The organism is Gemella taiwanensis (assembly GCF_054054385.1).
In genome coordinates, this window is record NZ_JBSMTL010000002.1 from 99,753 (window position 1) to 113,515 (window position 13,763).

9 protein-coding genes are annotated in these 13,763 nt (G+C 28.2%); 7 read left to right on the forward strand and 2 right to left on the reverse strand.

Annotated elements, in window-relative coordinates; all coding sequences use genetic code 11:
- Window positions 1-54: 54 nt before the first annotated feature.
- From ACWOA3_RS02510 to ACWOA3_RS02535, 6 genes are all read left to right on the forward strand, one after another.
- Window positions 55-2,241, forward strand: coding sequence for an ATP-dependent helicase (locus ACWOA3_RS02510; protein WP_456883959.1), 2,187 nt, complete (start codon window positions 55-57; stop codon window positions 2,239-2,241).
- Between the two features lie 6 nt (window positions 2,242-2,247).
- Window positions 2,248-4,239, forward strand: a complete 1,992-nt coding sequence (ligA, locus tag ACWOA3_RS02515) for an NAD-dependent DNA ligase LigA (RefSeq protein ID WP_456883960.1) — start codon at window positions 2,248-2,250, stop codon at window positions 4,237-4,239.
- Window positions 4,239-4,517, forward strand: coding sequence for a LapA family protein (locus ACWOA3_RS02520; RefSeq protein ID WP_003146067.1), 279 nt, complete (start codon window positions 4,239-4,241; stop codon window positions 4,515-4,517). Before ligA ends, ACWOA3_RS02520 begins: the two co-directional genes overlap by 1 nt.
- 33 nt (window positions 4,518-4,550) lie before the next feature.
- Window positions 4,551-6,812 carry a single-stranded-DNA-specific exonuclease RecJ gene (gene recJ, locus ACWOA3_RS02525; RefSeq protein WP_003146065.1) on the forward strand — a complete coding sequence of 754 codons (2,262 nt, stop codon included), beginning with the start codon at window positions 4,551-4,553 and terminating at the stop codon, window positions 6,810-6,812.
- Window positions 6,813-6,832: 20 nt separating this feature from the next.
- Window positions 6,833-7,459, forward strand: coding sequence for a DsbA family protein (locus tag ACWOA3_RS02530; protein WP_456883961.1), 627 nt, complete (start codon window positions 6,833-6,835; stop codon window positions 7,457-7,459).
- Window positions 7,460-7,676: 217 nt separating this feature from the next.
- On the forward strand, window positions 7,677-11,897 hold the full coding sequence (locus tag ACWOA3_RS02535) for an NEAT domain-containing protein (protein ID WP_456883962.1): 4,221 nt from the start codon (window positions 7,677-7,679) through the stop codon (window positions 11,895-11,897).
- Between the two features lie 84 nt (window positions 11,898-11,981).
- Here ACWOA3_RS02535 and ACWOA3_RS02540 read toward each other — a convergent pair whose 3' ends face one another.
- Window positions 11,982-12,515: a VanZ family protein gene (locus tag ACWOA3_RS02540; RefSeq protein ID WP_003146059.1), complete on the reverse strand. Its 534-nt coding sequence runs from the start codon at window positions 12,513-12,515 to the stop codon at window positions 11,982-11,984.
- A gap of 66 nt (window positions 12,516-12,581) precedes the next feature.
- A complete protein-coding gene (locus tag ACWOA3_RS02545) occupies window positions 12,582-12,959 on the reverse strand; it encodes an iron-sulfur cluster biosynthesis family protein (protein ID WP_456883963.1) in 378 nt (125 codons plus the stop codon).
- A 278-nt stretch (window positions 12,960-13,237) separates the two neighbouring features.
- On the opposite strand from ACWOA3_RS02545, the gene ACWOA3_RS02550 reads away from it, so the two are divergent.
- On the forward strand, window positions 13,238-13,750 hold the full coding sequence (locus ACWOA3_RS02550) for an adenine phosphoribosyltransferase (RefSeq protein ID WP_003146055.1): 513 nt from the start codon (window positions 13,238-13,240) through the stop codon (window positions 13,748-13,750).
- The last annotated feature ends 13 nt before the right edge of the window (window positions 13,751-13,763 follow it).

Below are 13,763 nucleotides of genomic sequence, written 5' to 3' on the forward strand. Positions count from 1 at the left end.
TTTATTTTGAAAGTATGATAAAATATAATTAGAGAAAATATAGGAGAAATAACTGTGAATTTTGTACAAAATATGAATGACAATCAGCTAAAAGCTATTTTAAAAACTGACGGTGCAGTAATGGTAATAGCTGGTGCTGGTAGTGGAAAAACACGTGTATTAACTAATAGAATTGCATATTTAATTGTAGAAAAAAATGTATTAGAAAGTAATATACTAGCGATAACTTTTACTAATAAAGCTGCAAAAGAAATGAAAGAAAGAATTTATGCATTAGTAGGGGAAACTTCTAAATACATTTGGATAAATACTTTCCACTCAATGTGTGTAAGAATTTTACGTCAACACATAGAATTGCTAGGATATAATAAAAACTTTACAATTTTGGATACTAGTGAACAGAAAAGTATTATTAAAACAATTGTTAAAAATCTTAATCTTTCAGAAGACTCATATCAACCAGCTAATGTATTAAAAATAATTTCAAATGCAAAAAATAGTATGACTACTGTAAAGGCAATGAGAGAACAATCACGTTATGGATATATGAAAAATGTAGCTGAAATATATGCTCATTACCAAAGATATCTAAAGAAAAATAGTGTACTAGATTTTGACGACCTTATGTTAAAAACTATCATACTATTTAAAAAATTCCCTGAAGTACTAGCTATTTATCAAAATAAATTTGAATATATTCATGTTGATGAGTATCAAGATACTAACGTAATTCAATATAGATTGATTAAAATGTTGTCAGAAGTCCATAAAAACGTATGTGTTGTTGGGGACGATGATCAAAGTATCTATAGTTGGCGTGGAGCATGTAGTGATAATATTATTAACTTTGAAAAAGATTATAAAGATGTTGAGCTGATTTTCTTAGATCAAAACTATCGTTCTAATTCAACTATTTTAGATGCTGCGAATGCAGTAATTAAAAATAATACTGATAGAAAAGAAAAGGCTCTATGGTCTGAAAACAAAGGTGGAGGTAAAATCTCCGTATACTCTGCTTCAAACGATAAAGATGAAACAGATGATATCGCTAAAAAAATTCTAGAATTGAAAAAAGAAGGTATATCGTATAAGGATATTGCTATTTTATACCGAGCTAACTATCTTTCTCGCCAGATGGAGAATTCTTGTTTAGCTTTTGGAATACCATATAAATTAATTGGATCACTTAAATTCTTGCAACGTCAAGAGGTGCGTGATTTACTTGCCTATCTTAACGTTATTGTTAATAGAGATGATGAATTTAGTTTAAGAAGAATTATAAATGTTCCTAAACGTGGAATTGGCGCAAGTTCAATGGAAAAAATTGACAACTATGCAACACAATATGGTATATCGTTATTCGATGCTTTAAAAAATATAGAGGCAGTAGGGGTATCTAAGAAAATTACAACTAATGTTCATTTGCTGACAAATCTTATAGAAAAATATTCGGAAACTGATAAATATTCAATTGATGAATTAATTATTGGTATTTATAAAGATTCTGGATATGAAAGTATGCTAAAAGAATCAAATGATGCTTATGCTGAAAGTAGGATAGAGAATATTTCTGAGTTAGTATCTTCTGCTAAACAATTCTCAAGTATGAATGATAGTCTTATTGACTTTATTTCTGAGATGTCACTTACATCAGATGCTGATGATGAAAATGAAGAAGATTCTGTCGTTTTATCAACTGTTCATGCCGCAAAAGGATTAGAATATAAAGTAGTGTTTATTATGGGGTTAGAAGAAAATTTATTCCCTTCAATTCGTGATGCGGAAAGTAGTGCTGATGAGAAAAATAAGATGGAAGAAGAGCGTCGTTTAGCATATGTTGCAATTACACGTGCTAAAGAAAAACTATTTATGTCATATGCCAATAGACGTATGCAATTTGGTTCTATTAAGATGAATAAACGTTCTAGATTTTTAGATGAAGTACCTAATAAACTTATGCACTTTGAATCATCTTTTGGATCTTCTGCATTTGAGTCTAGTAATACAAACGTAGAAGATGCTAATAAATTTATTAGTAAACTTAGTCCGAAAATCAAAATTTCGGATAAACCAAAGAATGCTATCAGTACCAATTATGGCATCGGCGATACTGTTATTCATAAGAAATTTGGTGAGGGTAAAGTATTAGATATTACAAGTGATAGTGTTAAAGTTGAATTTAGTGAAGTTGGTATGAAAACATTACTAATCGAATATGCCAACTTAACTAGAAAGGATTAATTTTTTATGAAACAAGTTCAAGAAAAAATTTCGAAATTAGTTTCTTTATTAAATAAATATTCTTATGATTATTATGTTGAAGATAATCCACAGATATCTGATACAGAATATGATACATTATATAAACAATTAGAAAAACTAGAAGAAAATCATCCTGAGTATATATTAGAGAACTCACCTACTCAACGAGTAGGAGATAGGGTATTAGATGAATTTGAAAAAATAACACATAAAGTTCCAATGTTAAGTTTATCTAATACGTTCTCAACTGAAGATTTAAGAGATTTTGATGCAAGAATTTCAAAATTAGTACCAGATCATAGTGTTGAATATATATGTGAATTAAAAATTGATGGTTTAGCAATTTCAATTAAGTATGAAGATGGAAGATTGGTAAGTGCTGCTACACGTGGAGATGGTAGCGTTGGTGAAGATGTTACTGAAAATATTAAAACTATTTTCTCAATTCCAAAAGTATTAAAAGATAATAGAACATTTGAAGTAAGAGGTGAAGTTTACTTGCCGAGAAAATCATTTGAACTATTAAATTCTGAACGTGAGAGCAACAATGAAGTATTATTTGCTAATCCAAGGAATGCAGCCGCTGGTTCATTAAGACAACTCGATTCTAAAATAACTGCAAAAAGAAGATTATCAGCATTTATTTATTCAATAGTTGGAGATGACAGCATTGTATCACAGGAGAATGCTTTAAATACAGCTAAAGAGTATGATTTGTCAGTTAATCCTAACTTCAAATTATGCAAAAATATTGATGAGGTTATAGATTATATAAATTATTGGACAGAGCACAAGAAAGATCTACCGTATGATATCGATGGAATAGTTATAAAAGTAAATTCGTACTCAACACAAGAAAAAGTAGGCTACACTCAAAAGAGTCCAAGATGGGCTACCGCATATAAATTTCCTGAAGAGGAATTAGCCACTAAATTGCTTGATGTAGAACTAAGTGTTGGTAGAACAGGTATTATCACTCCAGTAGCTATTCTTGACCCTATCGTAATTTCTGGATCAACCGTATCTAAAGCTTCTTTACACAATAAAGATATTATTGAGGAACTGGATATTCACATAGACGATATGGTCGTTATAAAAAAAGCAGGTGAGATAATTCCAAAAGTAGTACGTGTAGTTAGAGAACTAAGAACTGAGAGTTCAATAAAATATGTAATGCCTAATACATGCCCATCGTGCGGACAACAAACTTACACAAAAGAAAATGATCCATTTACGAGATGTAAAAATCCAGATTGTCCCGACCAAAATATAAGAAGAATAATACACTTTGCTTCAAGAGACGCTTTAAATATTGAAGGATTAGGAGATAAAGTTGTAGCTAGACTTTACGAAAAAGGTATTATTGCTCATACTATTGATTTATTTTCATTAGAAAGAGAAAAATTAATATCATTAGATAGAATGGGTGAAAAATCAGCTGATAATCTTCTAAATGCAATTGAGAATTCTAAAAAAAGTAGTTTAGACAAAGTTATCTTTGCACTCGGTATTCTTAATGTAGGAAAAAAAGCAGGGAAAATATTGGCAGAAAAGTATTTGAATCTGTCTAATTTAATGAATGCTACTCTAGATGAACTTGTTAATCTAGATGATGTAGGTCAAATTACTGCTGAATCTATTTTAGATTATTTATCTGATGAAAATAACATAAAATTCATAAATGATTTAATTAAAGTTGGAATGAATCCTCAGTATGAAATTCAAGAAGTTAATACAGATAATATTTTTGCTGGGAAAACTGTAGTTCTGACTGGTAAATTAGTTGAATTAACAAGAAATGAAGCTAAAGAATATTTAGAAAAATATGGAGCAAAAGTTACAGGAAGTGTGACTTCAAAAACTGATTTAGTAATAGCTGGAGAAAAAGCTGGTTCAAAACTAGCTAAAGCTGAACAATTAGGAATAAAAGTAATAAATGAAGAAGAATTTGCTAACATGGTTAGAGAGGTGAAATAATGGATAATAAATTACCTTATAAAGTATTTGGTATAGTAATAGCCTTTGTATCAATAATAACATTCTTTATAATGAATTATAATTCTGTACCTGTTTCATTTATTTTCTTTACGGTGAAATTACCGTTAACAATTCTATTTTTTGTATGTTTCTTTATAGGAATGATACTTGCTAGTTTGTATTGGCGTCAAAAATATAAAACTCTTTCTAAGAAATACGAAAGAACAGAAAAGTTATTATTTACCAAAGAACAATTAGAAGAAGATAAAAAAGAATAAATATAGTGAAATAAAAAGAAGTGAGGTGAGAAAATGGGAATTAAATACAATTGGATATATCCAACATATGATGAAAGTTTTATAAAAGAAATAGAATCGTATAATATTTCAAAAAACGTTGCTAAAATATTAAATGCTCGTTCTATTACTGATATGTCATCAGTAAAAAAATATTTTTCAGATGAATATGAAGAAGGATATGATCCGTTTCTAATGCATGATATGCAAAAAGCTGTTGATAGAATTAATGAAGCGATCGAAAATGAGGAGAAGATTCTAGTATATGGGGATTATGATGCAGATGGTATAACTTCAACAGTTTTATTAGTTGAAACACTGATTTCTTTAGGTGCAAATGTCTCATCATACATACCTAATAGATTCGAAGAGGGGTATGGACCGAATAAAGAAGCATTTACTAAAATTATTGAATCTGGTATTTCATTAATTATTACAGTCGATAATGGGATTGCAGGTGTAGAAGAAGTAGATTTAGCTAATGAATTAGGATGTGATGTTATTATTACAGACCACCATAAGATTCAAGATACAATTCCAAATGCATATGCAATTATTCATCCCGAGCATCCAGAAGGAAATTATCCTTTCAAAAAACTTGCAGGGGTAGGTGTAGCATTTAAACTTGCACATGCTCTTCTAGAAATTTTTCCTGATTTTCTTTTAGACTTAGTTGCAATTGGAACTATCGCTGATATGGTATCAATTACAGATGAGAATAGAATATTTGTTAAACAGGGATTAGAACTAATAAATGAAGATCCGCGTATTGGTTTGAAAATGTTACTTGAATTATCAAATATTGATACAAAAGTAGATGAACAAACAATAGGCTTTTACATAGGACCAAAACTAAACTCTATTGGTAGAATGGATAGTGCTAAATTAGGTCTTTCATTCCTAATGGCAGAAGATGCTGAAACTGCTAGAGTATTGGCAGAACAAATTGAAAAGTACAATATTGAACGTAAACAAGTTACTGAAGATATTGTTAAAGATGTTATTGATCAAATAGAGAATTCTAGTAAGAAAGATAATAATGTACTTATGATATCTGGAGATTATCATGAAGGCGTTCTAGGAATAGTAGCATCCAATATAGTAGAAAAATATCAAAGACCTGTATTTATTATGAATAATAAAGAGGGTATTTTAAAAGGATCAGCTAGAAGCATTTTTGATTTTAACATCTACACAGCTATGAATAAAATTTCTGATTTATTTTTAGCATTTGGTGGACATACACTTGCTGCTGGTTTTTCGTTTGATGAAATTAATCTAGACAAAATACAAGAATTTCTAAATTGTGAATATGAAAAGTTTAAGAAGAATAATGAATTAAAATCAACTAAAAAAATAGATATTGTTACTAGCTTAGAAGAAATAAGCTATCAATTTCTAAATTCACTTGAAATATTAAAACCATTTGGTATGGACTTTGAGAAACCAACGGTATTATTAGAGAATGCAATGGTACTAAATAAATCTTATTTCGGATCAGATAACCAGTATCTAAGACTAACAATTGCTGATGAAGTAGGAAACCTAGAATGTATCACTTTTAAAGATAGTGTTGCATTTGAAAAAGTTGAGAAGAATGATATCATTGATTTATTATGTACAATTGATAAAAATAACTTTAACGGTCGTACAAAATTACAAGCTCATATAATAGATATAGATATTAAAGAATTCTTATTTGAAGACTTAAGATTTATTAATTATGACATTTCCCAAATTGATAATAAAGCAATAAAAATCTCTAAAAAAATTGATAACAGGGATATCAATTATTATCTATATAAAGATATTGAAAAATTAGAAGAAAATATTGAAGATATCTACTTATTAGACATTCCAAATAGTAAAGAATATATTGAGAAATTAGTTAATTTAAAACCTAAGAAAATATATTTAATTTGTGAAGAAAAACAAGTTTTATCAGATGTTTATTTAATAGATAAAGATAGATTGATAAAACTATTTAACATTATTCTATCTATTCCAAATAAACAAATTAATATTACACAGCAATTAGATAAACTGTTAACAACATTAAAAACAAATGTGGATAGTTTGAAAATCATGATTCAAATTTTTAGAGAATTAAATCTTATAACTTTTGAGAATAATACCATTAAATTGAATGAAAACTATAAAAAAGTTGATTTAAAACAATCAGCAAGTTTTGTTAGAATGGAAAGTATATTCGAAGTTGAAAAGTTATTACTAAAAGAGAATATAACGAATATTAACAAAGCTTTTGATAAAAATTAAGGTAATAAAAGGAGAATAAAATGAAAATATTATATTTTTGGGATGCATACTGTGGTTGGTGCTATGGTTTTGATAAATTATTTACTGAGTTTTACAAGAATCATACAGACATAGAAATTGATATTGTCTCTGGTGGATTATTTATTGGTGAAAACAGTAAAAAAATCGGAGAGTACACATATATAGCAGAAGGAAATAAACAAATTTCAGAAATGTATAATATTGAGTTTGGAGAAGGGTATAAAAAAGTACTTGAAGAGGGTGAGATGGTATTAAATTCACTTCATCCTGCGATTGCTTTAAATACAGTAAAAGAATTTATACCAAATTCAAAATTATTAGATTATGCATATGATATGCAATGTAAGTTTTTTGTTGAAGGTAAAAGTTTAAGTGATATTGCAACATATTTAGAACTATGTGACAAATATGAAATCGATAGTTCTGATTTGGCCTTAAAACTTACAATTGCTTTTAAAAATACGAATCCGATTCATCCAGATTTTCTAAGAACACTTAACTTAGGTATAGAATCTTATCCTACTGCAGTATTAGAAAAAGATGGAGAATACTACGATTTACGTGGTTATGCTACAGAACCAGAAGATATCGAAATACATTATAATTTGATAGCTAAAAGATTCTAATTATTAATAATAATTATTTTTTTATTGTGGCAAAAATATGAACATTACTTTGTAGAGTATAAGCCTATGAAATCAATCTTTTCCAAACTGATTTCATAAAAATATGCTCTATTTTTTTTATATTTTGATGTTTTTACTTGTATCTTTTAACCTGTTGTAGTATAATGTAGCTATAATTAATCGATATTGATTATCATTGTTTTTATGGAGGAACGTAATGAACAAAAAATATAATAATAAATTAATAATTGGATTAGCAGTACCTATCTGTTTAAGTATAGGTTCAGTAGATTTCAATTATTCTAAACTAAATCTTAATTCTAATGTAGTTTATGCACAAGATCAACAGAGCACAGGTTTTAAAGTATACGAACCAGAGATTGGAGCTAGTGGTTCTTTAGAAATAGCAGTTGAAGGTCAAGACACATCAGATACTTTATTTAATAGATACTGGAGTAAAATTGATAAGCTATTAATAGACGGAAAGGATTTTGGTTTTAATAATCAAGCATCTGCATCAAAAAACTATTCATTATTTGACAGTGTTATTTATGTTAATAATAGTGAAATAACTAATCATTATAATAAACAAGACAAACACAAAATAGAATTTATTTTTAAAGATGGCTCAAAAGCTGTATATGAAGATAAAGGATATGTAGATCCAACAGCTAAACCAAAATTAATTAATGAAGGTTTGAAGATTGTAGAACCACAATTAGACAGTGATTCTTTAATTTTCTTTTTAGAAGGATCGGATATTTATAGAAATTATTGGACAAAAGTAACTAAACTTACAGTAGATGGAAAAGATTTTGGGTTTGATAACCAAAATACTAACAGTAAATTTTATAAACTATATGATGGACAAGTAACTGCTGTAGATAAAGCAATAACTGAGCATTATAAAAAACAAGATAAACATAAAATTGAATTTACATTTACAGATGGCTCAAAAACAACATATGAAGATACTGGGTATGTAGAGCCAAGTAATGATACACCTGCACCATCAAAAGAAAATGAAACTGATACTAACAAACCAGCTTCAAATGCTAAATATACTATTTCTAAATTAGATCAAGGTAAAAACTGGAAAGATGAAAAACACTTAACTTTAGAGTTATCTGATACATCTGTTTATGATAATTTTGTTGAAGAAATAGCTAGTGTGACACTAAATGGTACAACTGTAAATAAAGATGTTTTCAAAGATAAAGTAGAAACTTCAAAATATCTTGGAATCAGAATCTTTAACGAAGACTTAGTTAAGGCTTTAAAAGATTCTGACAACAAACTAGAAGTTAAACTTGTTGATGGAACAATAATTTCATATCCAACATCAACAGATAAAAAAGAAGATGTAAAACCTACAGAACCAAAACAAGAGGTGCATACAACAAGTTCTTCATATGCTCAAAAAGATTTAGTTTCTAAAGTAGAAAAGAACGGGTACGGAGATGAATTAAACATTTCGCTTGTTTATGGATTTAAAGCGGAAGATGTTCTTAAAAATACTAAAGAAGTAATTATTAATGGAAAATCATTTGATAAATCACTATTTAATAAAAACTGGAAAGATCAAATCGTTACTTTCGACGATGGTGGAGAAAGTCTTAAAGCATTTAAAGCTTGGAACTTTGATGGAGATAATACAATTGTATTTAAAGCAAATGACGGAAGCGAAAGTAAAGCATATACTACAGGTAATAAAGTAGTTGAAGAAAAACCAGTATCAGAAAAAACTCCTGAAAAACAAGAAGAAAAAACTTATTCACTTACTGATAAATTAGAAGATGGTGAATATACTTTAGGATTTAATGCTTTATACGCTGATGGAAGACAAGGTACTTCAATGCTAGAAGGATTCTTTGACAAAAATGTGAAATTAGTAGTTAAAGATGGGAAAATGAGTATTACAATGTTAAATACATTATTTGCTCATGGTTTATATGATTTTGCCATCCAAAACAAAGGTAAATGGGAATCAGGTGTGAAAGAAAACTTTGGTGAGAAGAACTCAGCAGGACAATACGACAGAGCGTTATTTACTCTTCCGGTTGAAGATCTAGACCAAGTACACTTAGGTGGTGTTATAGTTTCTTATGGGGGCGCTTTAGAAAGTGATAAAGGAAACTTCGACAAATATACTACTGTTAAATTGAAATTTAAACCTGAAATTAAAAAAGGCTGGAATGGATTTGAGTTAGTAGAAAAAAATAATGAAGAACGTAAAAAAAGTGATGATCTTCTTCAGAAAAAATTAATCGCCAATGGGGTAGATACTAACAAAGACGGTAAAGTAACAGAAGATGAATTAAAAAACTTCACTGGTGATATCAACATTGGATCATTAGAGATTGATGGAAAAGTTGATAAAGGTGCTATTTACAACTTAGATTTACTAAAACACATGGGTCCTGGAGTTAAATCATTCACTTCTGATAGTAATAATTTTGGTGAATTACCAGAAGACTTATTCAAAAATGCAGTTAATATTGAGCGTATTAACTTAGGAGGAAACGGTGTTACTAAACTACCTGAAAACCTATTCGCTAATAACAAAAAATTAAAAACTGTAAACTTATCTTCTAACAACTTAGGTAATATCCCAGAAGGTTTGTTTGCAAATAATCCTGAATTAGAATCTGTTGAATTCAGTCAATCATGGCTATCTACATTACCGACAAATGTATTTGCTAATAATAAGAAGCTAAAAACTGTAAGTTTATCTAACAATAAAATAGTTTCACTTCCTGATGATTTATTTAATAATAATTCAGCTTTAACATTCTTATCATTCACAGATAATGAACTAACTAAACTTCCTGCTAGTGTTGCTAATTTATCTTCTTTAACACAGTTATATGCTGCTAATAACAAATTAACATCACTTCCAGAAAATGGAGTTAATTTAACAAAATTAAATACTCTAGCTTTAAATAATAACCATATCGCTAGCTTATCTGATGAATTATGGAAAACACTAGCTAAAAATAAAGCAACTGTAAGATTGGTAAATAACCAAATTAGTAATATACCGTTAGATTTAATTAAAGCAAATGGTAGTCTACAAATTCTTGATATCGCTAATAACAATTTACCAGCAACATTGCCGTATAATGATTCTGATACAAAATTATTAGGAATTTCTCCTGAAATAACACAAGGTTATTATCCACAAAAACAAGCTATCGAATTAAATGTTGTTGCAAAAGATAACAAGATTACAATTCAACCTAAAGATGAGAAATTAACTATTCTTAATCTTCTACACTGGTATAGAGGACGTTCTGAGTTTTATGGCGGAGAAGGTATCTTACAAGGTTTAGAAAAATATAAAGAATTCCTAAGTAAACAAACTAAACCTATGGCAGAACTACTTAAGAGTGATGATTATGGTCGTAACTGGTATATTGTTACTAAGGTAGAACGTATCCGTGGCAATGAAATTAAAGAAATTAGTTCTTCAAGTGTTTCTAATGAAGATGATAAAAAACTAGAAATTACTGATAATGATATGAAAGTAGGAGATAAATATAGAATTACTAAAACTTTATTTGAGAAAAATGCTACTAATATCGATGATAAATTAGTTGAACTTATAACTACAGTTGATGCTGATGTTAAAAAAGAAGAACCAAAAGTAGAAGATAAAAAAGATGAGAAACCTACTGAGCAACCTAAGGTTGAAGAAAAACCTCAAGTAACTCCAGAACAACCTAAAGTTGAAGAAAAACCTCAGGTAACACCAGAACAGCCTAAATCAGAGGAAAATACTCAAACACCAGCAGTTGAACAACCAAGTAATCCTACAAATGATGATAAACTTAGCAATCTAAAAGATACACTTGTAGCTAAATTACCTGGAGATGAAGAAGTAATTGTAAAATTCAAGGCTAAAGATGTTACTGGTATTCACTTTGTTGCTCAAAATTCTAACGAACAAAAAGTAAATGAAGTAAAAGAATTAGTTAAGAATCTTGATGAGAATTTAAATGTTGTGAAAACTTTAGATCTATTCTTCACAGATGATAATGGAAATGTAATAAATAAAAATGGTGAAACTAGAGCAGTTACTGTAGCTGTTCTTGCTAAAGATAATGAAACATTAGAAGTTTATTATGTAAATGGTGATAAATTAGAAAAAGTCTCAAGTTCATATTCAGATGGGAAATTAACATTCTATACAGATCACTTCAATACATATACAATTGTTTCAAGAACAAATAACAATGGATCACATAACCAAGATCCTAATACAAACTCTACATTATCTACTCAAAATAACAATACTAATGTTGGAAACAATCCAATTTCACAAAGATTCAATAATATATTACCTAAAACAGGATTAACTGAAAATAGTGTTGGAGCATTATTACTAGGTATATTAGGTATTGGATTAGCTGTATTAGGCTTCAGAAGAAAAAGATAATTTAAAAATTTAATAATAATTACATAAGATATAAATAACGGATGTACTTAACAATCGCCAAGTACATCCGTTATTATTTATTATTTAAGATACTATATTAATTATTTCATAAATAATATATCCCGAAAGAAGTATTAAAATGAAATTCATATACAATCTAAGTTTTTCTTTGAAAATTAGAGAAATAATATTGATAATTATTACTCCTATGCAAGCACCTAAAGTATTATCTATCAAATCTGTTATATCAGGGAACCCAATAGTCAAGATATATTGAGTAGATTCATATATTAAACTTAATATAAATCCTAAAATTATAGCGCTTAAGCCAGACGATTTAGGATATAGTATTTTGATATAAAAGCTAAAAGGTATAAAGAAAATTATATTAAGTAAAACTTCCACAATGTCAAAATTTCCAAATCTGTATGGTACTAGATTGATTGTTCTCCAAGTTACACCAGGATAAAGTAATACACGAGGATTATTTATCCATGAAATATTACTACTTAAAAGTAGGTTCCAATCCATTTTAGCTACTATTACCCAAGTAAGAATAAATAAATATACAAAAAATAGAAAAACTGTTAATTTTCTACTGTTTAGAAAAGATTTCAAAATATTCTCCTTCCTCTAATTACACTTATGATAATGTTAGCAAAACTTATTAAAATTTACTTAAATTTATTTTTTAATTATTAATTGGACTTGTTCTGTAATAATTCCCGCTTCGCTCTTTAAATATAAAGTAAAATTCGTCTCACTATAATCAAATTTATTGTCTTTATCAAACATCACTTCATAATAAGAAGGATAATGAACAGTACCTATGTTTGTAGAAAGTTTTTTATCATATTTATCCCACTTAATATTTTTATCTTCTTTAGAAACAATTAGAATTCTATATTTATCATATACTTGACAATGACACCCATTAACGTTATCAGAATATGGACTATTTCCATCTAAATAGTCGATAATAATATCATATGCACTAGTGTCCTTACTTTCAAATTTTTTATAAATATAATCCACAGCTGAATCAGTAAATGTAATTTTCATACTAAAATCTCCTTATATTGTATTTATAATATATTTTAACACATAACATAGAATACAAATAATAATTGATTTTATCAATTGGTGATTTTATATTACTAAAAATATACAGAGTTCTAGATATCTAATACTATATAAGTAAATTCTTCATATTATAAGTAGATTCATAATCTAATAAATTACTGTTTCTTAGTGTATTAATAGTGTTTAAAATTGCTTATTTTGGGATTTTATAGTATAATAATTGAGTTAAGAAAACATTTAGGAGAAAAGAAAAATAAATGAATTTAGAAAAATACATTTCAATCGTAGAAAATTGGCCAAAAGAAGGAATTAGTTTTAAAGATATTACTACATTAATGGCAGATGGTGAGGCATATAAATATGCTACTGATCAAATCGTTAACTATGCAAAAGAAAGAAAAGTTGATGTTGTAGTTGGACCAGAAGCACGTGGTTTTATCATTGGATGTCCTGTATCTTATTCATTAGGTATTGGGTTCGTTCCTGTTAGAAAACCTAATAAATTACCTCGTGAAGTTATTTCTTACCAATATGATTTAGAATATGGTAGTAACACTTTAACAATGCACAAAGATGCTATTAAACCAGGTCAACGTGTTCTTATCACTGACGATTTATTAGCTACTGGTGGAACAATTGAAGCAACTATTAAATTAGTAGAAGAATTAGGAGGAATCGTAGTAGGTATTGCATTCTTAATCGAACTAGATGGTCTAAATGGAATGGACAAACTACAAGGTTATGATGTTCTTACATTACTAAAAATGTAATCTACTATGAAAT